The 21,675-nt window shown below is 71.5% G+C and carries 18 protein-coding genes; 12 read left to right on the top strand and 6 right to left on the bottom strand.

What is annotated here, in order from left to right:
- Window positions 1-39 precede the first annotated feature (39 nt).
- Both AB0C28_RS35730 and AB0C28_RS35725 read right to left on the bottom strand, forming a co-directional pair.
- Window positions 40-546, bottom strand: a complete 507-nt coding sequence (locus tag AB0C28_RS35730) for an N-acetyltransferase (protein ID WP_358080112.1) — start codon at window positions 544-546, stop codon at window positions 40-42.
- Window positions 543-731, bottom strand: coding sequence for a DUF5999 family protein (locus tag AB0C28_RS35725; RefSeq protein ID WP_253757104.1), 189 nt, complete (start codon window positions 729-731; stop codon window positions 543-545). Before AB0C28_RS35725 ends, AB0C28_RS35730 begins: the two co-directional genes overlap by 4 nt.
- Before the next feature lie 614 nt (window positions 732-1,345).
- Here AB0C28_RS35725 and AB0C28_RS35720 point away from each other — a divergent pair.
- The 4 genes from AB0C28_RS35720 to AB0C28_RS35705 all read left to right on the top strand — a co-directional run bounded on the left by AB0C28_RS35720 (window position 1,346) and on the right by AB0C28_RS35705 (window position 6,822).
- Window positions 1,346-1,954, top strand: a complete 609-nt coding sequence (locus tag AB0C28_RS35720) for a superoxide dismutase (protein WP_357854968.1) — start codon at window positions 1,346-1,348, stop codon at window positions 1,952-1,954.
- Window positions 1,955-2,024: 70 nt separating this feature from the next.
- Window positions 2,025-3,125, top strand: coding sequence for a serine/threonine-protein kinase (locus AB0C28_RS35715; RefSeq protein WP_357854971.1), 1,101 nt, complete (start codon window positions 2,025-2,027; stop codon window positions 3,123-3,125).
- A 35-nt stretch (window positions 3,126-3,160) separates the two neighbouring features.
- A complete protein-coding gene (locus tag AB0C28_RS35710) occupies window positions 3,161-5,356 on the top strand; it encodes a serine/threonine-protein kinase (protein WP_358080111.1) in 2,196 nt (731 codons plus the stop codon).
- An 80-nt stretch (window positions 5,357-5,436) separates the two neighbouring features.
- Window positions 5,437-6,822: a class II fumarate hydratase gene (locus AB0C28_RS35705; RefSeq protein ID WP_357854977.1), complete on the top strand. Its 1,386-nt coding sequence runs from the start codon at window positions 5,437-5,439 to the stop codon at window positions 6,820-6,822.
- A 72-nt stretch (window positions 6,823-6,894) separates the two neighbouring features.
- On the opposite strand, the gene trpD is transcribed toward AB0C28_RS35705, so the two are convergent.
- Window positions 6,895-7,965 (bottom strand): anthranilate phosphoribosyltransferase, encoded by a 1,071-nt coding sequence (gene trpD / locus AB0C28_RS35700; protein ID WP_357854980.1) that lies wholly within the window; start codon window positions 7,963-7,965, stop codon window positions 6,895-6,897.
- Window positions 7,966-8,205: 240 nt separating this feature from the next.
- Here trpD and AB0C28_RS35695 point away from each other — a divergent pair, with 240 nt between their 5' ends.
- The 5 genes from AB0C28_RS35695 (at window position 8,206) to AB0C28_RS35675 (ending at window position 14,490) form a co-directional block, all read left to right on the top strand.
- Complete coding sequence (locus AB0C28_RS35695) at window positions 8,206-8,970, top strand: 3-hydroxybutyrate dehydrogenase (protein ID WP_357854983.1); 765 nt, start codon at window positions 8,206-8,208, stop codon at window positions 8,968-8,970.
- Between the two features lie 111 nt (window positions 8,971-9,081).
- A complete protein-coding gene (locus tag AB0C28_RS35690) occupies window positions 9,082-11,034 on the top strand; it encodes a GAF domain-containing protein (protein ID WP_358080110.1) in 1,953 nt (650 codons plus the stop codon).
- Between the two features lie 31 nt (window positions 11,035-11,065).
- Entirely contained in the window at window positions 11,066-12,340 is a 1,275-nt protein-coding gene (locus tag AB0C28_RS35685; RefSeq protein WP_357854989.1) for an MFS transporter, read from the top strand.
- Window positions 12,337-13,335 (top strand): alpha/beta hydrolase, encoded by a 999-nt coding sequence (locus AB0C28_RS35680; protein ID WP_358080109.1) that lies wholly within the window; start codon window positions 12,337-12,339, stop codon window positions 13,333-13,335. Before AB0C28_RS35685 ends, AB0C28_RS35680 begins: the two co-directional genes overlap by 4 nt.
- Entirely contained in the window at window positions 13,336-14,490 is a 1,155-nt protein-coding gene (locus tag AB0C28_RS35675; protein ID WP_358080108.1) for a tannase/feruloyl esterase family alpha/beta hydrolase, read from the top strand.
- A gap of 10 nt (window positions 14,491-14,500) precedes the next feature.
- On the opposite strand, the gene AB0C28_RS35670 is transcribed toward AB0C28_RS35675, so the two are convergent.
- Both AB0C28_RS35670 and AB0C28_RS35665 read right to left on the bottom strand, forming a co-directional pair.
- Entirely contained in the window at window positions 14,501-16,498 is a 1,998-nt protein-coding gene (locus AB0C28_RS35670; RefSeq protein ID WP_358080107.1) for a glycosyltransferase family 2 protein, read from the bottom strand.
- Between the two features lie 119 nt (window positions 16,499-16,617).
- Entirely contained in the window at window positions 16,618-17,325 is a 708-nt protein-coding gene (locus AB0C28_RS35665) for a lytic transglycosylase domain-containing protein (protein ID WP_357855001.1), read from the bottom strand.
- Between the two features lie 283 nt (window positions 17,326-17,608).
- Here AB0C28_RS35665 and AB0C28_RS35660 point away from each other — a divergent pair, with 283 nt between their 5' ends.
- The 3 genes from AB0C28_RS35660 to AB0C28_RS35650 are packed head-to-tail and all read left to right on the top strand — an operon-like array spanning window position 17,609 to window position 20,225.
- Entirely contained in the window at window positions 17,609-18,283 is a 675-nt protein-coding gene (locus AB0C28_RS35660) for a response regulator transcription factor (RefSeq protein ID WP_346115069.1), read from the top strand.
- Window positions 18,280-19,692 (top strand): HAMP domain-containing sensor histidine kinase, encoded by a 1,413-nt coding sequence (locus AB0C28_RS35655; RefSeq protein ID WP_358080106.1) that lies wholly within the window; start codon window positions 18,280-18,282, stop codon window positions 19,690-19,692. Before AB0C28_RS35660 ends, AB0C28_RS35655 begins: the two co-directional genes overlap by 4 nt.
- Window positions 19,689-20,225 carry a hypothetical protein gene (locus AB0C28_RS35650; RefSeq protein ID WP_357855008.1) on the top strand — a complete coding sequence of 179 codons (537 nt, stop codon included), beginning with the start codon at window positions 19,689-19,691 and terminating at the stop codon, window positions 20,223-20,225. Before AB0C28_RS35655 ends, AB0C28_RS35650 begins: the two co-directional genes overlap by 4 nt.
- Here AB0C28_RS35650 and AB0C28_RS35645 read toward each other — a convergent pair whose 3' ends face one another.
- Window positions 20,226-21,545, bottom strand: a complete 1,320-nt coding sequence (locus AB0C28_RS35645) for a PhoH family protein (protein WP_357855011.1) — start codon at window positions 21,543-21,545, stop codon at window positions 20,226-20,228.
- Window positions 21,546-21,675 lie beyond the last annotated feature (130 nt).

Genomic DNA, 21,675 nt, shown 5'->3' with positions numbered 1-21,675 from the left:
CCGAGTGGCCAGGCTGAGGCCCGGCAGGGGCCGGGTGGGTCAGAGGGCGAAGGGTGGCGGGTAGGCGATCGTGCCGGTGGGCACCGGTCGCCGGTCGTCGAGCACGAGCGCCATCATGGCCTCGTCGGGCACGTCGAAGGGCGCCCTGATGCCGTACGCGGAGGCGCGGACGAAGCCGAAGCGGGGGTAGTAAGCGGGGTGCCCGAGGACGAGCACCAGGGACTCACCGGCGTCGCGGGCCGCGGCGAGGCTCGCGGTGATCGCGGCGGAGCCGGCGCCCTGCCGCTGGAAGGCGGGCGACACGGCGCAGGGCGCGAGGGCCAGGGCGGGCGCCCCGGCGACGTGGCAGCGGGTGAGCAGCACGTGGCCTGCCACGCGCCCGTCGTGCTCGGCCACGATCGACAGGCCAGGCAGCCAGGAGGGGTCTTTACGGAGCGCGTCGACCAGGTCGGCTTCGAGCGCGGTCGGGAACGCCGCGAGCAGGACCTCGCGGATCGCCGGGAGGTCGCGCCGCTCCTCCGGCCTGGTGACCCAGGAGATGCTCACGCGGCCACCGGAGCCCGGTGCGGCGCCACGACGGAGCCGTCGGGCAGCAGCAGGCCGGTGTCGTCGAACAGCACGACGCCGTTGCAGAGAAGGCTCCAGCCCTGATCGGGGTGGGCCGAGATGACGTGCGACCGCTCACGGTCGAGGGAGTCGGCACTCGGGCAAGCGGGGTAGTGACTGCACATCGCGCACCTCTCAGATTGCGCTCCTGAATGCGGGTTTTCAAAAGGGCAGCTGGCGCCCTGACGGAGTGCGAAGGTCCAGAGCGGCTCTGGTCGACTTCTTCGGCCGCCGGCGAACCTGGATCTGGCGCATCTTCATCACGTCCTTCATCGGTCGTTGACTCGGTAGTGGACCTCGGAGCGGACCTCGGCGTATGCCCTCAGTCTGACGTTCGGGACCGACAGATTCCGGCCGTCTGTGGGAGCTCGCCTTCTTTCTAGGCTCAACCATGCCCCCCGCCTCTTACGGCGCCCTTACAAGTCACTGACGGAGCCGGGTGTTTCCTGTAAGCCAGCCTGCCGTACGCCTGAAAGTCCTCTACCAGGCATCATGCACAAGATTTCGGCGAGTCGTTGTGCCGGACGACACACCTGCCCGATGAGCTGCGGAAACGCTCCGAGAGGGCCGGGCGGGAAAACGCGCCGGCGGGCGGGGCCGAGCCGCCCGAGCGGCGGGGCCGATCCGGCCCTTGCCGGCCCGCCGCGGGAGGACCTAGGTCGCAAGTCCGATGCAGTTGCGAATGACTTGCAATAGTGTCCTTTCATAGATCGACTTCGCAGATCCACAAGGAGGACCCATGGGGGACTACACCCTTCCCGACATGCCTTACGACTACTCCGCTCTCGAACCGGCCATCACCGGCGAGATCCTGGAGTTGCACCACGCCAAGCACCACGCCGCGTACGTGAAGGGCGCCAACGACACGCTCGAACGCCTCGCGGAGGCGCGCGACAAGGGCGAGTTCGGGGGCCTGGTCGGGCTGGAGAAGACGTTCGCGTTCAACCTGTCCGGCCACGTGCTGCACTCGATCTTCTGGGAGAACCTGTCACCGGACGGCGGCGACCGCCCCGACGGCCCGCTCGCGGACGCCATCGTGGAGCACTTCGGCACGTTCGAGGCGTTCCAGCGGCAGCTCACCACCGCGACCGCGTCGGTGCAGGGCTCCGGCTGGGGCGTGCTGGCCTGGGAGCCGCTCGGCCGCAGACTGGTCGTGGAGCAGGTCTACGACCACCACGGCAATGTCGGGATGAACACCACGCCGCTGCTCGTGTTCGACGCGTGGGAGCACGCGTACTACCTTCAGTATCGCAACGTGCGTCCGGACTACGTCGAGAAACTGTGGGGCCTCATCAACTGGGATGATGTGGCCTGGAGGTTTGCTGACGTGACGAGTCAGGCGGGTTGACTTAAGTTCGCAACAAATTATCGGCCCCGCCTCTACTGGTCGGTTTACACAAATAGGTAAGCTGCCTGGCATGCGTGCGCCCTCCGGTTACCTACTCGCCGCGCGCTATCGGCTCATGGAGCCGGTCGGTCGGGGCGGCATGGGCACCGTTTGGCGGGCACATGACGAGTTGCTTGACCGGGACGTGGCGGTCAAGGAAGTGCGGCTGCCGACCGTTCTCGACGAGGAGCTGCGCGCTGAGTTGTGCGCGCGCACCGAGCGCGAGGGCCGGGCCACCGCCATGGTCACGCACCCCTCGGTCATCACCGTGTTCGACGTGGTCACCGAGGACGACCGGCCGTGGATCGTGATGGAGCTGCTCCGGGCGAAGTCCCTCGAACAGCTCATCCAGGAACAAGGACCGCTCCACCCGCGCCGGGCCGCCGAGATCGGCCGGCAGATCCTCGGCGCGCTGCGGGCCGTGCACGCCAAGGGCATCCTGCACCGCGACGTCAAGCCGAGCAACGTGCTGGTGACCGAGGATCGCGCGGTGCTCACCGACTTCGGCCTGGCCGCACTCGAAGGTGACGTTTCCATCACCCAGGCGGGCATCGTTCTGGGGTCCGCGGGCTACATCGCTCCAGAGCGCGTGCTGGGCTCGAAGGCCAGCCCCGCCGGCGATCTGTGGTCGCTCGGCGCGACCCTCTACACCGCCGTCGAGGGCAGAGGGCTGCACGGCAGGCGTACGGCCGCCGCCGCGCTCGCGGCGCTCACCAGCGGCGAGCCGATCCCGATGACGAAGGCGGGGCCGCTGGCGCCCGTGCTCGACGCGCTGCTGCGCATCGACCCGGCGACGCGCCTCGACTCCGTACGCGCCTCGCTCATGCTGACCAGGGTCGCCGCGGGCGGATCCGCTGAAGAGCCGATGAGCCCGCGCCAGCCCACGCCCGCCACCCAGCCCGCCTTCGCGCGCAGGCCCTCGCACCGCGGGCTGCACCGGGCCGACGCTCCCCCGCCACCGCCCGTCAACGTGCCCTCGCCCCGGCAGGAACGCAAGCCCGGCGAGGGCGTCCACAGGAAGCGCGTCGAACCGCGGCCTACTCCATCGGCTTATGCTCGATTCAAAGCTACGGTGATAAAGTTGTGCCTTCCTCGACGGTTCTGGCCCAGAGAACTTCGCAAGCGAGGGTAAAGCACTTCCCAAGCGAGAATCGATATCTTCTTCTCATGCCGGAACAGCAGACACGCCTGCTCGCGGAGCGCTACGAGCTCATCTCCCCGCTCGGCCGGGGCACGATGGGCACGGTGTGGCGCGCTCGCGACCGCGCGCTCGGGCGCGAGGTGGCGGTCAAGGAAATCCGCCAGGACCCGGGACTCACCGAGGAACAGCGGGCCGAGCTGCGCGAACGCATGGTCCGCGAGGGGCGTATCGCCGCGCGGATCAGCCACCCGTCCGTGGCCTCCATCCACGACGTGCTGATCCAGGACGACAGCCCGTGGATCATCATGGAGCTGATCGAGGCCCGCTCGCTGGAGCAGGTGATCGAGGAGGAGGGTCCGCTGCCGCCGCGGCTCGTGGCGGAGATCGGCGTCGACCTGCTCGGGGCGCTGCGCGCGGCGCACGCCCAGGGCATCACCCACCGTGACGTCAAGCCCGGCAACGTGCTCATCACCGAGAGCGGCCGGGTGGTGCTGACCGACTTCGGCATCGCCAAGGCCGAGGGCGACTCGCGGCTGACGAAAACCGGCATGGTGATCGGATCACCCGGCTACACCGCCCCGGAACGCGCCAGGGGCGAATACACCGGCCCCGAGTCCGACATCTGGTCGCTCGGAGCCACCCTCTACTTCGCGGTCGAGGGACGTCCTGCCTACGAGCGGTCCACGATCGCGGAGACGCTGGCGGCGCTGCTCACCGAGAGCGCCGACCCGCCCACGCAGGCGGGGCAACTGCGGCCGGTGCTGAACGGGCTGCTGAGCAAGGACTATCGGCAGCGGCTCAACGCTGCCAAGGCGGAGACCCTGCTGCGCATGGTCGCCGACACCCCGACGAGCGAGATGCCGGTGCTCACGGCCGAGGCTCTTATGGCGCAGGAGGCCGCTTTGCCCGATCCGTTCGCCGCCCCGCAACCCCCCACCCAAGGAGGCCAGGGTCCCGGCGGCCGGGGCGTCCAGGGCGCGGCGGCCGCCCAGGCCGGAGGCCCTCACGGGCCGGCCGGTGCTGGCCAGGGCCCCGGGTCTGTTTCGGGCGGGCCGGGTGCCGGCGGCCCTGGTGCCGGTGGCCCCGGTTCCGGGGGGCCGGCGCAGGGCGCAGGCGGTCCCGGGCAGGGCGCGGGTGGTCCCGGGCAGGGCGCGGGTGGTCCCGGACAGGGACGGCCCGGCGGGCCGGCTCAGGGCGCTCCTCCGTACGGTGGCGGCGCACCGGGGCAGGGCCCCGGCGGTCGTGGCGGCCCGCAGGCCGGCCACGGCGCACCGATGGGCGGCCCTCAGGCAGGCGGTCCGGGAGGCCCAGGAGGCCCGCAAGGACCCAGCGGCCCGGGAGGACGCGGTCCCGGCGGCCCCAACGCGTTCAACCCCCAGGGATCCGGCGGCCCCAACGCCCCGGGCGGACCGGGCGCCCCAGGGGGACCGGGCGGACCCGGTGGACCCGGGGGCCGGGGCGGACCCCATGACACGGGCGGCCAGGGCGGGCCCGGCGCACAGGGCGGACAGGGGCCCGGCCAGAGCGGGCCTCACCAGGGTGGGCCCGGTCAGGCAGCCCCGAACCAGGGTGGTCCGGGGCAGGGCGGGCCTAACCAGGGTGGTCCGGGGCAGCGGCCCGGAGCGCAGGGCGGGCAGCCGATGCGTGCTTCGAGCGCGCCGACCGTGCCCCACTCCACCTCCTCCGGCTACCCCCCGCAGGGCCAGCAGCAGCACTTCGGCGCCCAGCCGCAGACCGGCGGCACAGGCGGTACGGGCAGCGGCACCGGCGGCGGGGCGGGCAGCGGCGAGGGGTACGACCCCGAGCGCACGGTCAGCATCTCCCGTCCGAAGGGCCCCTTCCCCGCCCCGGGTTCCGACCAGGGCAGGCCGCCGCAGCGCGACGAGGGCTCGATGGCCACCACGCGCATCCCCTCGCAGCTTCCCGGAGCCCCCGGCCAGCAGGTCTACCCACTGCCCGCCGACCGGCAGCAGCCGGGCCAGCAGCAGCCGGGTCAACAGCAGGCAGGCCAGCAGCCACCGATGGGCCCGGGGGCCCAGCAGGCCGGCGCCCCACAGGTGCCGTACGAGAGCCAGGGCCTCGGCACGGACCTGTTCTCCATCGCCGGCCAGCCGGAGCAGAAGCCCGCGGGCAACCGCAACGGCATGCTGGTGCTCATGGCGGTGGCCGCAGCGGCCGCCGTGGTGATCGCCGTCCTCATCGTGGCGCTCTTCTCCAGTTGACGCCGGCCGACCCGAGCCCACCACGGGCGCCGGGCGGTGTCGTCCGAGGCGAACGCGCGGGCGTGAGCCAGACTGAAGTCATGAGCGAGTTCAGGATCGAACATGACTCGATGGGCGAGGTACGCGTGCCGGCGGGCGCGAAGTGGCGTGCGCAGACCCAGCGGGCGGTGGAGAACTTCCCGATCTCCGGACGCCCGCTGGAGCCGTCCCACATCGCCGCCCTCGGCCTGATCAAGGCCGTGGCCGCCGAGGTCAACGGCGAGCTGGGCGTGATCGACAAGGACATGGCGGAGGCGATCGCGCAGGCCGCCGCGGACGTGGCGGAGAACGAGCACGACTCCCACTTCCCGATCGACGTCTTCCAGACCGGCTCGGGCACCTCGTCCAACATGAACGCCAACGAGGTGATCGCGACGCTGGCCGAGGAGCGGCTGGGCCGGCCGGTGCATCCCAACGACCACGTGAACGCCTCGCAGTCGTCCAACGACGTCTTCCCGACCTCCATCCACGTGGCCGCGGCGACCGAGGTGAGTTACCACCTGGTGCCCTCGCTGCGGCACCTGGCGGAGGCGTTGCGGGCGAAGGCGATCGAGTTCGGCGGCGTGGTGAAGTCGGGGCGCACCCACCTGATGGACGCGACGCCCGTGACGCTGGGCCAGGAGTTCGGCGGGTACGCGACGCAGATCGAGCACGGCGTCGTCCGCGTGCTCGGGGCCCTGGAACACGTTCTGGAGCTGCCTCTGGGCGGCACCGCGGTGGGCACGGGGATCAACACGCCGCCGGGGTTCGCCCACGAGGCGATCGGCAAGCTGCGCGAGGCGACCGGCATCCCGTTCATCGAGGCCAGGGACCACTTCGAGGCCCAGAGCGCGCAGGACTCCATCGTGGAGTTGTCGGGGCAGCTCAAGGTGGTCGCGGTGTCACTCACCAAGATCGCCAACGATCTCCGGTGGATGGGCTCGGGGCCGCGGGCCGGGCTCGCCGAGATCAACCTGCCCGACCTGCAGCCCGGCTCGTCCATCATGCCCGGCAAGGTCAACCCGGTGATCCCCGAGGCCACGACCATGGTCGCGGCCCAGGTGATCGGCAACGACGCGGCGATCACGTTCGCGGGCGCCTCCGGCGTCTTCGAGCTGAACGTGCAGCTGCCCGTCATCGCGCGCGGCATCCTGGAGTCGATCAGGCTGCTGGCCAACGTCTCACGCCTGCTCGCCGACCGCTGCGTCTCCGGCATCACCGCGAACGTCGAGCGCCTGCGCGAGTACGCCGAGTCGTCGCCGTCGATCGTCACCCCGCTGAACCGGTACGTGGGCTACGAGGAGGCCGCGAAGATCGCCAAGCAGGCCCTGGCGGAGCGCAAGACGATCAGGGAGGTCGTCATCGAACGCGGCCACGTGGCCGAGGGGCGGCTCACCGAGGAACAACTCGACGCCGCACTCGACGTCCTGTCGATGACCCACCCCTGAAAACGCACACGCCCGGCACGACGGTCGGGTCCGGATAACCGCCCGTCCGGACGGCGGCGGCCTCCTCGACGGTCAGCCGCCGGCGGGCCGGACGCGGGCGGCGGCCTGGGTGGCCTGGGCCCAGCGGGTGAGCAGCGACAGCGCGGCCCCTGAGTCGACGGCGTCCGCCGCCCGCTTACAGGCCGCCCCCAGGGCCGGCGTGAGCTCGGCCGCCGGCGGAGTGCCGTCGGCGGCCACCAGGGCGGCGGCCGCGTTCAGCAGCACGATGTCGCGCACCGGCCCCGCCTCGCCCGACAACACCGCGCGCGCCACGTCCGCGTTGTGCCGGGCGTCGCCGCCGCGCAGGTCGTCGAGGCGGGCGCGCGGGATGGACAGGTCGAGCGGGTCGAAGGTCGTGCGGGTGACGACGCCGCGGCGTACCACCCAGACCGTCGAGGGAGCGCAGGTCGTCAGCTCGTCGAGCCCGTCGTCGCCCCTGAAGACGAGCGAGGAGCCGCCGCGCTCGGCCAGCACGCCCGCGATGACCTCGGCCATCGCCGGCTGGAAGACCCCGACCGCCTGACTGGGCGGCAGGGCCGGGTTGGTCAGCGGGCCGAGGAAGTTGAACACCGTGGGGACACCGAGCTGGCGGCGCGGCCCCGAGGTGCGTCGCAGCGCCGGGTTGAAGACGGGCGCGAAGCAGAACGTGATCCCGACCTCGTCCACCACCCTGACCACCGCGGCCGGCGGCAGGTCGACGACCACGCCGAGCTCTTCGAGCACGTCCGCCGCGCCCGCCGCCGACGAGGCGGCCCTGCCGCCGTGCTTGACCACCTTGGCGCCCGCCGCCGCGGCGACGACGGCGGCCATGGTGGAGACGTTGACGGTGTTGGCGCGGTCGCCCCCGGTGCCGACGAGGTCGACGGGGTTGCCGGAGACGCGGATCGCCGCCGATCCGGCCAGCATGCCGTCGGCCAGCCCGGCCACCTCGGCCACGCTCTCGCCCTTGGCGCGCAGCGCGACGGCGAACGCCGCGATCTGGGCGTCGGTGGCGCGGTCGGTCATGATCTGGTTCATCGCCCAGGCGGCCTGGCGGGAGGTCAGGGAAGCGCCGTCGAGCAGCGTGGTGAGAAGCCGTGGCCAGGTGAAGGCGGTGCCGGTCATGAGTGCCCTTTCTCGTCGGTGCTCGACGGGGGGACACCCACCTCAACGGTGACGGCCGCCTCGTCGAGGCGGCCGGGTGCGTATGCGCTGGATGGTCCGCCTAGGAGGCGGGCCACCACTGGGACGGATACGCGATCATGCGCTCAACATAGCAGACGCCGTAGATCCACATATCGCGTCGTCCATCTATGTCGCCCGCCCCCATGCTGCGTCACCCGGTCAGCGCTTAGGGTGCGGAGTATGGCGAAGCATCTCTCGGGTGAGCTGACGGGGCGCACCGCGCTGGTGACGGGGGCGGGAGGCGGCATCGGGGCGGCCTGCGCCCGGCGGCTGGCCGCGGCGGGGGCCAGGGTGCTGGTCGTGGACATGCGGGCCGAGCCCGCCGCGAAGGTGGCCGCCGAGGTGGGCGGCCTGGCCGTGGTGGCCGACCTGAGCGATCCCGGCTTCACGGCGGCGCTGCCTGACGAGCCCGTGGACATCGTGGTGAACAACGCCGGGTTCCAGCACGTGGCGCCGATCGAGGAGTTCCCGCCCGAGGTGTTCGGGACGATGCTCAGGGTGATGGTCGAGGCGCCGTTCCTGATCGCGCGCAAGGTGCTGCCCGGCATGTACGCCAGGGGCTGGGGGCGGTTCGTGAACATCTCGTCGGTGCACGGGCTGCGGGCGTCGCCGTTCAAGTCGGCCTACACCACGGCCAAGCACGGGCTGGAGGGGTTCTCCAAGGTCGTGGCGCTCGAAGGGGCGCCCCACGGGGTGACCTCGACCTGCGTCTGCCCCGCCTACGTACGCACCGGGCTGGTCGAGGCGCAGATCGAGGACCAGGCCAGGGTGCACGGCATAGCCCCCGACGAGGTCGTGAGCGACATCATGCTGGAGCCCGCGGCGATCAAACGCCTGATCGAGCCGGAGGAGGTGGCCGAGCTGGTCGCCTACCTGTGCGGCCCCAGCGGGTCCTTCATCACCGGGGTCTCTCTACCTGTGGACGGCGGCTGGACAGCACGGTGAGGGAGTGCCGTCCTCTGGAGGAGCGGAGAGAGCGAAGCGACCGGAGCGGGGGAAGAGGGCGGCATATGGCGACCGAACCCGCCGCACGCAGTGCGGCGAATTGGACATGTGATGCCTTCACTCACCCTGGAATTTCTTGAGCTGCTGGCGCGGGAGGCGTCGGCGGTCGAGTTCGAGGGGCCGATCATCCGGGCCAGGGCGGCCGGGGCGGACGCGGCGGCGATCGAGGAGCTGGAGCAGGCCAAGGTCGAGGCGCTCAAGGTACGCGACCTGCTCAAGCGGCGCGCCAGGCGCGAGACCGAGCTGTCGGCGCTCTACGACACGGCCGGCGACCTGGCCGCGCTGCGGGACCTGGACGCCGTCCTTGAGGCCATCGTGCACCGGGCCAGGCAGTTGCTGGCCACGGACGTCGCGTACATGACGCTGCACGATCCCGAGCGGGGCGACACCTACATGCGGGTCACCGACGGGTCGATCTCGGCCAAGTTCCGGGCGTTGCGGCTGGCCATGGGGGCGGGCCTCGGCGGGCTGGTGGCGCAGACGGCGACGCCGTACGCGACGGCCGACTACTTCGCCGACGCCAGGTTCCGTCACAAGGAGGACATCGACGAGGCGGTGACCGAGGAGGGCCTGGTCGCCATCCTGGGGGTGCCGCTGCGGCTGGGGCAGCGGGTGATCGGCGTGCTCATGGCGGCCAACCGCAGCGCGCGGCCGTTCCACCAGGAGGAGGTGTCGCTGCTGGCGAGCCTGGCCGCGCACGCCGCCGTCGCGATCGACAACGCCAGGCTGCTGCAGGAGACCAGGAACGCGCTGGAGGAGCTGTCGCGCGCGCACAGGACGGCGCGTGAGCACGGCCAGGCGGTCGAGCGGGCCGCCATGGCGCACGACAGGATGACCTCGCTGGTGCTGCGCGGCGGCGGGATCGAGGACGTGGCGGCCGTGGTGACGGACGTGCTGGGCGGCTCGCTGGCCGTGCTGGACGACCTGGGGCGGGCGATCGGCGGCGCGGCGGGCGAGCTGGCGGAGCCGGACGTGGGCGTGCTGGAGGCCGCGCAGGCGTCGCGGGCGCTGGGGCGTACAGTGCGCAGGGGCGATCTGCTGATCGCGTCCGTGGACGTCGGTGGTGAGCCGCTGTGCACGCTGGTGCTGCGCAGCGACGATGCCGACGAACGCATTCTTGAGCGGGCGGCGCTGGTGTGCGCGCTGCTGCTGCTGTTCCGCAGGAGCGTGGCGGAGGCGGAGGGCCGGGTCAGGGGCGAGCTGCTCGACGACCTGATCTCGCGGCCCGGCTCCCCCGGGCTCGCGGACCGGGCCAGGCGGCTCGGGGTGGATCTGGGCGCGCCGCACGTCGTCGTGGTGGTCAAGCACGGTGGCCAGCGGGAACGGGCCGCGTTCTGGGGCTCGGCGCAGGCCGCGATGCGGCACGGGCTGGCGGCGGGGCGGGGCGACGAGGTGGTGCTGCTGCTGCCAGGCGACAACGCGGGCGCCGTCGCCCAGCGGGCCGCCGCCGAGCTGTCCGCGTCGTTGCACAGCACGGCGACGGCGGGCGCCGCACCCGCCATCGGGCCTGCCGAGCCGTCACGGGGCACGGCGGGCGACTCGCGCGCACGGGACGAGCAGGGCGATTCGCGCGTACGGAACGTGGCCGCGGCCTACCAGGAGGCGCGGCGCTGCGCGGAGGCGCTCATCGCGCTGGGACGGGCCGGCGACGGCGCGAGCGCGGCCGAGCTGGGCTTCGTCGGGCTGCTGGTGGGCGACGGCCACGACGTGCGCGGATTCGTGGACCGGGTGATCGGCCCGGTGATCGACTACGACGCGCGCAGGGGCACGGCGCTGGCCGGCACGCTGGCGGCCTACTTCGGCACGGGCGGCTCGCCGTCCCGCGCGGCCGAGGCGCTGCACATCCACGTCAACACCGTCACGCAACGGCTCGACCGCGTCGGGAGGCTGCTGGGTGACGGCTGGCTGGAGCCGGAACGGGCGCTGGAGATCCAGCTCGCGCTCCGCCTGCACCGGCTCGGCCACACATCGACACGCAAGAGTATGGGTCCGGAAGCCATATGAGTGACACCGGTCACAACCTACGGTGACCGGCATGGCCACTTCCATCAAGAAGATCGTCGCCGCGAGCCTGATCGGCACCACCATCGAGTGGTACGACTTCTTCCTGTACGGCTCGGCAGCCGCCCTCGTGTTCAACAAGCTCTTCTTCCCCGAGTCCGACCCGTTGACCGGCACGCTGCTGGCATTCCTCACCTACGCGGTCGGCTTCGTCGCCCGGCCCCTGGGCGGCCTGGTCTTCGGCCACTTCGGCGACCGGATCGGCCGCAAGACGCTGCTGGTCGTCAGCCTGCTGACGATGGGTGCGGCGACGTTCCTGATCGGCTGCCTGCCGACGTACGAGACGCTGGGGCCGTCCGCGGCGCTGGTGCTGACGGCGCTGCGGCTCGTGCAGGGCTTCGCGCTCGGCGGCGAGTGGGGCGGCGCGGTGCTGATCGTCTCCGAGCACGGCGACACGGCGCGGCGCGGCTTCTGGGCCTCCTGGCCGCAGGCGGGCGCTCCCGGCGGGAACCTGCTGGCCACCGGCGTGCTGGCGGCGCTGGCCGCCTGGCAGTCGGACGAGGCGTTCCTGTCGTGGGGCTGGCGGGTGCCGTTCCTGCTGTCGGGCGTGCTGGTGCTGATCGGGCTGTGGATCCGGCTGACGATCACCGAGTCGCCGGTGTTCCAGCAGGCGCCGCCCGAGGAGCGGGCCCCGATCGTCGGGGTGCTCAAGCACCACTCCAAGGACGTGGTCATCGCGATCGGCGCGCGCCTGGCCGAGAACATCTCCTTCTACCTGCTGACCGTCTTCGTCATCACCTACGCCAAGCAGACCGGCATCGACAACTCGACCGTGCTGAACGCGGTGCTGATCTCCTCGGCCATCCACTTCGTCACGATCCCGATGTGGGGCGCGCTGTCCGACCGGTTCGGCCGCCGCCCGATCTACCTGTCGGGCGCGGCCGGCATCGGCGTGTGGATCTTCGCGTTCTTCCCGCTCGTGGACACGGGCAGCTTCCTCGCCATCACCCTGGCCGTCACCGTCGGCCTGCTCTTCCACGGCATGATGTACGGCCCGCAGGCGGCCTTCTTCTCCGAGCTGTTCGGCACCAGGACCCGCTACACCGGCGTCTCCATCGGCGCGCAGCTGTCGGCGATCGTGGCGGGCGCGCTGGCCCCGATCATCGCGGTGGCGCTGCTGCAGGCCTACGGGAGCAGTGTCCCCATCTCGATCTACCTTGGTCTGGCGGCGCTGCTCACCCTGGCCGCCGTCTACGCCGCCCGCGAGACGCGGGGCAGCGACCTGGCGGAAAGGATCAACGCGCGATGAAGATCACCACGTCGAGGCTCACCCAGAACGTCCTGACCGTCGAGGGCAGGACCACCGGCGAGCCCGTGCTGTTCGTGCACGGCAACGTCTCCTCCGGCGCCTTCTGGCGCGACACCATGGCCGCGCTGCCCGAGGGCTACCGGCCGCTCGCGGTGGACCTGCGCGGCTTCGGCGACACCGACCCCGCGCCGGTGGACGCCACCCGCGGGCTGCGCGACTACTCCGACGACGTGCTCGAACTGCTCGGCGCGCTCGATCTCGACCGGGTGCACCTGGTGGGCTGGAGCATGGGCGGAGGCATCGTCCTCCAGGCCCTGCGCGACCGCCCTCGGCTCGTCAGGAGCGTCACCCTGGTCAACCCCGTCTCCCCCTACGGTTTCGGCGGCACGGAGGACCTCAGCGGCCGGCTGACGCATCCTGACGGCGCGGGCGCGGGCGCCGGGGCGGCCAACCCCGACTTCGTGGCCCGGCTCAAGGCGGGCGACCTGTCGGACGAGTCCCCCACGTCGCCGAGAAACGTCTTCCGCTCCGCGTACGTGAAGAACGCGGTCCCCGACGAGGACTTCTACGTACGCGCCATGCTCACCACCCGGGTGGGCGAGTCCCACTACCCCGGCGACGCCGCCACCTCCGACGCCTGGCCGGGCGTGGCCCCCGGCAAGGGCGGCGTGCTGAACGCCCTCGGCCCCACCCGCTTCCGCCTGGACGACCTGCACGAGATCGAGCCGAAGCCGCCCGTCCTGTGGATCAGGGGCGCCGACGACGTGATCGTCTCGGACACGTCGCTGTTCGACCTGGCCCACCTCGGCGCGCTCGGCGTCGTGCCCGGCTCCCCCGGCACGCCGGCCCAGCCCATGGTGGGGCAGACGCGGGCGGCGCTGGAGCGGTACGGGCCCTACCGGGAGGCGGTGCTCGACGACTGCGGCCACAGCCCGCACCTGGAGCGTCCTGAGGACTTCGTACGGCTGCTGACCGAGCACCTGAGGGAGGCGTAGATGCTGGTCGCGCTCACGCTCGTGGCGAGCTTACTGACGCCGCCCGGCCACCACCACCAGCTCACCGTGCCGGGCGCCGAACACGCCGAGATCGCCGTCCTGGACGACCTGACCACGGCGGGCACCGGCAAGACCGGCCACACCGACCCGGCCGACTGGGCGGGCCTGCACTCGGCCGCCACGGTCAACCCCACCGGCGTGCCCGGGGTCCAGATCGACGGCTACTTCCCCGACACCTCCCACGGCAACACCACGCACGGCTGGAACCACGACTCCCAGTTCGTCATCAGGCTGCCGCGCCGGTGGAACGGCGGCCTGGTCGTCGGCGGCACTCCTGGCAACAGGGAGCAGTACGCCAACGACTACACGATCTCCGACTGGGTGCTGGCCAAGGGATACGCCTTCGCCACCACCGACAAGGGCAACGTCGGCGTGGACTTCCACGAGGACGGCCGCCGCCCCGGCGACGCCATCGCCGAGTGGAACGAGCGCGTCACCGAGCTCACCGTGGCCGCCAAGGCCGTGGTCAGGCAGCACTACGGCAGGAAGCCCGCCCGTACGTACGCCGCGGGCATCTCCAACGGCGGCTACCTGGTGCGCTGGCAGCTGGAGAACCGGGGCCACCTCTACGACGGCGGCGTGGACTGGGAGGGCACGCTCTGGCGGGTCAAGGGCGACAACCTGCTGAACTTCCTGCCGCCCGCGCTGAAGGCGTATCCGGACGAGGCCGGGGTGCGGGCGGCCGGGTTCGCGGCGGGCTCTGAGTTCCTGTGGCCGTTCCACCAGCAGTACTACTGGGAGCTCACCCAGCAGCTCTACCAGAAGGAGCTGGACCCGTCCTACCAGGGCGCGGCGGCCGACTACGACTACGACCGGCGCAGGCCGTACGCGGCCATGGCGAAGATCGGGCTGACCGGCCGGATCACCAAGCCGCTGATCACCATCCACGGCACGCTGGACACGCTGCTGCCGATCTCGCGTGACTCGGACGTGTACGCGAAGATGGTCGGCCCGCACCGGCCCTTCCGGTATCACCGCGTCGAGGGCGGCAACCATCTGGACAGCCTGGTCGACCTCTACCCCGACCGGCTCACCCCGATGTTGCCCGCCTTCAGAAGCGCCTTCGAGGAGCTGGAGGCCTGGACCCGGCGGTGAAGAGCACCGGTCAGTCCGTGAGGTAGCGGTGGCGCCCTGCGCGTGCCCACCGGACGAGGTGGCGCGCGCCGGGCAGCCGCCGGCCGAGCCGGTGCAGCGCGGTGTCCCGGCCCATGGGCGAGCGGCGCTCGGGGTCGACGGCAGCGGCCGGGCGCACGCCGACCCTGCCCCTGCGCATCTCCAGCGCGAACCGCAGCCCGAACTCGCCCTCGGACGAGCGCAACGAGGACAGCCAGTCGCCGGGGCCGAGGTGCTCGACGCCGGGCATGATCCGTTTGACCGGCACCTTGGCCACGAGCTGGCCCGCGATCCTGCCCGGCACCCCGGCCTCGACCAGCGCGGGGGCGCTCACCTCGCGCCTCCGCCTGCCGGTGCCGCGCAGCACCAGCTCCAGTGCGGGGCCGCCGCTCGGCGGCACGTACGGCACCGGCAGCACGACGTAGAGGTGCTTGTCGAGTTGCTTGACCATCACCCCCGGAGACACGAGCGCGATCGACTCGGAGAACGAGCGCGGCTCGATGGCCAGGCCCAGCTCTCCGTTGTCGCTCCAGCACGGCACCACCAGCCGCATCCTGGGCCGCTGGGCCAGCACGCCCAGGCAGTTGAGCGGGCCCTCGGGGCGGCTGACGCGGCTCCTGGCCTGGTTGGCCCCGCTGAACATCCGTACATGCACCTCCCACTGGCCGGGCCGCAGCGGCTCGCCCAGCGCGGCGCTGGTGATGTCCAGCCTGGTCTCGCCCATGATCCGGACGCGGACCCGGCGGCGGCCGTCCTGGACGCGTTCGACGTGCTGCTCCAGCGGCAGGAAGTGCACGATGCCGGTCTCGGTGTGGCGTACGTAGAGCTCGACGCGGGCCCGTTCGACGGCGTCGGTGATGTCGGTGACGTCCTGCGGCAGCTTCTTGGTGTCCAGGGCGCGCGGCGGGATCCAGTGCAGGCGGTCGCCGTCCACGCGGTACCTGTCGGGCGCGCCGTCGCCGGCCATGACCTCCACGGTCAGGCCGAGCACGAGCACGTGGGCGTCCCAGCGCACCTCGGTGAGGTCGGCGCGCAGGCCGGCCCGTCTGGTCGCGTTCGCCATGAGCACGATCTGGTCGAGGCGTCCTGCGCGGGCGTACGCGGCCACCACGCGCAGCTGGACCGGGAGGTGGCGGTCGAGCCGCTCGGGGAAACGCCGGACCATGAGGTCCTGCACGACGCGGAAGTGCATGCCCCTGTCCACGGACGAGTCGGCGAACTTGCTGGTCACCAGCGGGCGCAGGACGGCGAAGCGGAGCCAGTAGGCGTACATGCGGTCGCGCTGGCGGCCCTCACCGACGAAGGCGTCGATGTCGTCGAGCAGCGCGCTCAGCTCTCTCACGATCGCGCGGGGCTCCTCCTCGGCGGGCGGGCGCTCCCCGAGGTGGCAGCACACGTGCTCGGCCAGGACGGCGATGACCTTGGCGTGGAGGTAGGCGCGCAGCACGAACGCCTGCTCGCCGAGCCGGCCGCCGGGCACGGAGAAGCCCAGCTCGTGCTCCTCCAGGAAGGCGCGGCGGTAGAGCTGCTGCGGGAGGAGCAGCGTGAGCAGCCGGTCGCGCAGGATGTCGGCGCGGGCCGTACTGCGCTCGAAGGCCGTCATCGGCGGCCCGTAGTCGCGGATGAGCCGGCCCACGAGCACGTCGGCGTCCGTCTCGACGGCGCGCTCGTACATGTGCGCGAGCGCGTCGCGTTCCAGGCGGTCGCCGGGGTCGAGGAAGTAGACGTACTCGCCGGTGGCCGCCGCCGCGCCGACGTTGCGGCCGCGCGACGGCGATCCCGTGTACGGCAGGTGCAGCACGCGTACGTGGTCGCGGACCGCGGCGATGGTGTCCAGGCGCTCGGCGATGCCGTCCGTGGACCCGTCGTCCACGACGATCACTTCGTATTCGTCCGCGGGCAGCGTCTGCTCCAGCATGGAGCGGATGCACGCGTCGGCGGTGTCACCCGGATTGTGGACATTGACGATCACACTGACCTTCACACCCATGCGGCCAGCGTGCGCCCGTATACAGGATCGGGCGTGGCGGCTTGCCGATTAGAGATGCAAAGTTGACCCGCTCCTGCAGATCCGTGGACTCAGGAGCGGGCCGGGCGTGCTCTGGTGCTCTAGTACCAGCCCACGGACTGGGAGTGGCCCCACGCGCCGCAGGGGGTGCCGTAGCGGCCCTTGATGTAGCCGAGGCCCCACTTGATCTGGGTGGCGGCGTTGGTCTGCCAGTCGGAGCCCGCGCTGGCCATCTTGCTGCCCGGCAGGGACTGCGGGATGCCGTACGCGCCGGAGTAGCGGTTCATGGCCCGCTCGTTCCAGCCGCTCTCCTTGTGCCAGAGCCGCTCCAGGCAGCCCCACTGATCGGCGCCGAACCCGAAGCTCGCCAGCATCGACTTCGCGGTGGCCTTGTTGCTGCCCGGCGACGGGTCGCTGCCCGGCGGGAAGTTCGCCGGCGGGAAGCCGTCGCCGGCCGGCGCCTGCTTGGGGATCACCCAGTCGAGGTCCTTGCCCGAGCCGCCCCCGCCCGCGCGGTCCTTCTTCAGCTTGTCGGCGCGGTAGGCCTGTTCGGCCTCGGCCTTGAGCAGGTCGCTCTTGGGGTCGGGCGCGTAGAGGTCGCCGCTGGCGATCTTGCCCAGGTCCTCCATGGAGAAGACGGGCTGCTGCGGCGGGTTCTTGGCGTTCTGGACGGCGTGGTAGGCGACGAATCCGCCGCCGCCGAGGACGATGGCCACCGACAGGACACCGATGATGATGCGCTTGGGCGTCGCACGCGAACGCCGGCGCGCCGGGGGAAGGTCTTCCTTCGGGGGGCGGCGCTCACTCAACTGCGGACCGGGGCTCACGATGCATGAGCTTGCCGTGTGGTGGGGGGTGGTCCGCAACCGAAACGCGGGAATCGCTTGGCGAAAATTTCACCAACCGGCTGGTTAGCTCCACAAATCCCGAAAAATGTGACTTTCATCACATAAGCGCGGCTCCCCCTCAGGCGCCCGTAGCAGAAGGGAAGCCGGTTACAGCGTGCCTTGACTACTTTGGGGTCTGATCCACGCCATGTCACAGTTTGGTGACACAACTCGGATAATCCAGACATGGAATAATAATGTGCGCGTGGCTGGCATCCTCCTTGTAGAAGACGACCCCTCGGTCCGTACGGCTCTAGAGCTGGCGCTGACCAGGCAGGGGCACTCCGTCACGTCGTACGCGACGGGCGAGGAGGCGCTCGACCACATCAGGTCCCGCCGCCCCGAGATCGCGATCCTCGACGTCATGCTGCCCGGCATCGACGGGGTCGAGGTCTGCCGCCGCGTGCGCAAGCTCGACCAGCTCCCGGTCATCCTGCTCACGGCCAGGGGCGACGACCTCGACGTCGTGGTGGGCCTGGAGGCCGGCGCCGACGACTACGTGGTCAAGCCGGTCGAGCCCCGGGTCCTGGACGCCCGCATCCGCGCCGTGCTGCGCCGCGCCGAGTCCGCCTCCTCCGACCGCATCACCTTCGGCGACCTCGTGATCGACCGGGGCGCGCTCAAGGTCACCCTGGCCGGCAAGGAGATCCACCTGACGCCGACCGAGCTGCGGCTGCTGCTGGAGCTCGTCCGCCATCCCGGCCAGGTGCTCAACCGCCGCTACCTGCTGCGTGTGGTCTGGGACCACACGCACATCGCCGATTCGCGCCTGGTGGACGCCTGCGTGCAGCGCATCCGCGCCAAGATCGAGCCCAGGCCGGCCGCGCCCGTCTTCATCCACACCGTGCGCGGGTTCGGCTACCGGTTCAGCCCCCCGTGATCCCGCTGCCCACGGGGCTGCGCGCCCGCCTCGTCATCACGTTCACGCTCGTCGCCGTCGCCGCCTCGTTCCTGGTCGCCACGATCGGCTACGAGCTGGCCAAGGAGGCGCTCGTCACCAGGGCCGAGACCACCTCGCTCGACCTGGTGAACAGGGAGCTCAGCAGCATCTCCTTCCCGATCGGCAAGCTGCGGCCAGGAGAGGTCGCGCCGACGTCGAAGGAGCTCGACAGCGTCGCCCACGCGCTGCGCGGGCCGGGCCGCAGCGTGCTGGTCGAATATCGCAGCCTCATCGCCGCCGACGGCCCCATGTCGATGAGCGACGTGCCCAACGAGCTGCACGGGCGGGCCAAGCAGAGCCTGGTCACCCAACGCAAGATCATCAGGAACGAGCTGTATCTGATCGTCGGCGCAGAGGTCTACCGCGACAGCGGCGGCGTGCCCGAGGCGACCGGGCTGCGGGCGTTCGTCTTCTTCCCCCTGGCGGACGACGAGCGCCAGCTCGCCACCCTGCGCACCACGCTGGCCCAGACGGGCGCGGTCATCGTGCTGATCGCCCTGGCCGTGGCCCTGCTGTCGGCCAGGCAGGTGCTGCTGCCGGTACGGAGGCTCAGCGCGGCGGCCGAGGCGCTCGGCCAGGGCAGGCTGGACACCCGGCTGCCCGTGCACGGCCAGGACGAGCTGGCCGGCCTGACCGCCAGGTTCAACGACGCGGCGGCGGCGCTGGAGCTGAGCGTGTCGGAGCTGCGCTCGCTGGAGGCCATGTCACGCAGGTTCGTCGCCGACGTCTCCCACGAGCTGCGTACGCCGCTGACCGCCATGACGGCCGTGGCCGACATGCTCTCCGACGAGGCCGACCACCTGCCCGAGGCGCCCGCCGAGGCGGTCCGGCTGGTGCTCAGGGAGATCGAGCGGCTGCGCGAGCTGGTCGAGCACCTCATCGAGATCAGCCGCTTCGACGCCGGCACCGCCACCCTTAACCTCGAACCGGTGAACGTGGCCGACAGCATCGAGGACTGCCTGGACGTGCGCGGCTGGCGCGAGAAGGTCGAGGTGAACGCCTCCCAGGGGCTGACCGCCAACCTCGACCCGAGCAGGTTCGACGTCATCGTGGCCAACCTCGTCGGCAACGCGCTCAAGCACGGCGAGCCGCCGGTGACGGTCAGCGCCCGCGCCACGGAGAACGGCCTGGAGGTGAAGGTGCGCGACCACGGCAAGGGCATCCCGCGCGAGGCGCTGGCCCACGTCTTCGACCGCTTCTTCAAGGCCGGCGCGGGCCGGGCCCGCAGCCAGGGCAGCGGCCTCGGCCTGGCCATCGCCAGGGCCAACGTACTGCTGCACGGAGGCACGATCTCCGTGCGCGCCCAGAACCCAGGAACCCTCTTCACGGTCTGGCTCCCCCACACATGAACCCCATCCGAGCCCGCACGCGGCCCGTCCGAGCCCTCGTGGCCGCGGCGCTGCTGGCCTGCCTGATCCCCGCCGCGGGCTGCGGCATCACACCCACCGACGTGCAGGACAGGGGCGACGCCCCCACGACCAAGATCCCGCCCCCGTCCAAGACGTTCTTCCTCATCAGGGACGGCGAGCTGGCCAAGGAGCCGGCGGACGTGGACGACGACACCGTGGCCAGCCTGCTCGGGGCCCTCTTCGCCGCCTCCTCGCGGCCGATGGAGAACCGGGACACCGCGCTGCGCGGATTCACGTACCTGCGGGCCAAGGACTCGGTCGATCCGCCCCAGCGCGACGAGATCCAGCTCCCCCGCACCTCGACGCTGACCGTCTACATCAGCGGCGAGGGCACGCTGTCGCAGCTCGGCAAGGCGCAGATCGTCTGCACCGCGCAGCAGGACGCGGCGTTCGAGATGGTGCGGATCGTCCGGGAGAACAAGAACCGCCCCCCCATGTCGGAGGGGCGGTTCACCTGCGGCGAGCTGAAGTAGTTACATCGTGATGTCTTCCAGCATCTCGGTCACCAGCGCGGCGATGGGCGAGCGCTCGGACCTGGTCAGGGTGACGTGGGCGAACAGCGGATGGCCCTTGAGCTTCTCCACCACCGCGACCACGCCGTCGTGCCGGCCGACCCGCAGGTTGTCGCGCTGGGCCACGTCGTGGGTGAGCACGACCCGCGAGTTGGCGCCGATCCGGCTCAGCACGGTCAGGAGCACCCCGCGCTCCAGCGACTGGGCCTCGTCCACGATCACGAACGCGTCGTGCAGCGACCGGCCCCGGATGTGCGTGAGCGGGAGCACCTCCAGCATGCCCCGATCGAGCACCTCCTCGATCACCTCGGGCGAGGTGATCGCGCCGAGCGTGTCGTAGACGGCCTGGGCCCACGGGCCCATCTTCTCGCCCTCGCTGCCGGGCAGGTAGCCGAGCTCCTGGCCGCCGACGGCGTAGAGGGGCCGGAACACGATCACCTTGCGGTGCTGGCGGCGTTCCAGGACCGCCTCCAGGCCCGCGCAGAGCGCCAGCGCCGACTTGCCGGTGCCGGCCCGCCCGCCGAGCGAGACGATGCCGATCTCCGGGTCCATCAGCAGGTCGAGCGCGATGCGCTGCTCGGCGGAGCGGCCGTGCAGGCCGAAGACCTCGCGGTCGCCGCGGACGAGCCGGACGGACTTGTCGGGCTGCACCCGCCCGAGCGCCGAGCCCTTGGCCGACAGCAGCCGCAGGCCGGTGTGGGTGGGCAGCTCCCTGGCCTCTTCCAGGTCGGCGGTGCCCTGGTCGAAGAGCGTCTCCACGTCGTCGGTGGTCACCTGGACCTCGGCCATCCCCGTCCAGCCGGACTCACTGACCAGCTCGGCGCGGTATTCCTCGGCCGACAGGCCGATCGAGGCCGCCTTGACGCGCATCGGCAGGTCTTTCGACACCAGGACGACATCGCAGCCCTCGCTGGCCAGCGAGCGGGCCACCGTGAGGATGCGGGTGTCGTTGTCGCCCAGGCGGAAGCCCGCGGGCAGGATGGACGGATCGCTGTGATTGAGCTCTACCCTGATGGTGCCGTCCCCGGTCGGCATGGCCTCGTCCAGCCTGCCGTACTGGACCCTCAGCTCGTCGAGGTAGCGCAGAGCCTTCCGCGCGAAGTAGCCGAGCTCAGGATGGTGCCGCTTGCCTTCCAGCTCCGTGATGACCACGATCGGAAGGACCACGTCGTGCTCGGCGAACCTGGTCATCGCCGCCGGGTCGGCTAGCAGAACCGAGGTGTCGAGTACGTACGTGCGCTTGGCCGACTGGAGAGTAGGGTTGCTCGAGGACACTGCCACACGTTCTCCCCCGGGTGCCCCTTGGTGCGGGCACCCTGCAGACGAGGTGGGAATCGGACCGGACCCGCGTCCCCGACCGCGAACTGCCGCCGGTGCCGGAGTCCGGCCCCCCTCGGCAGATGTTGGTGCA

Origin of the sequence: Nonomuraea sp. NPDC048892, from assembly GCF_040649735.1 — a bacterium.
Taxonomy (GTDB): domain Bacteria; phylum Actinomycetota; class Actinomycetes; order Streptosporangiales; family Streptosporangiaceae; genus Nonomuraea; species Nonomuraea maheshkhaliensis.
Note: the sequence above shows the minus strand (reverse complement) of the source record. Positions and strands in the feature narration are given on the sequence as shown.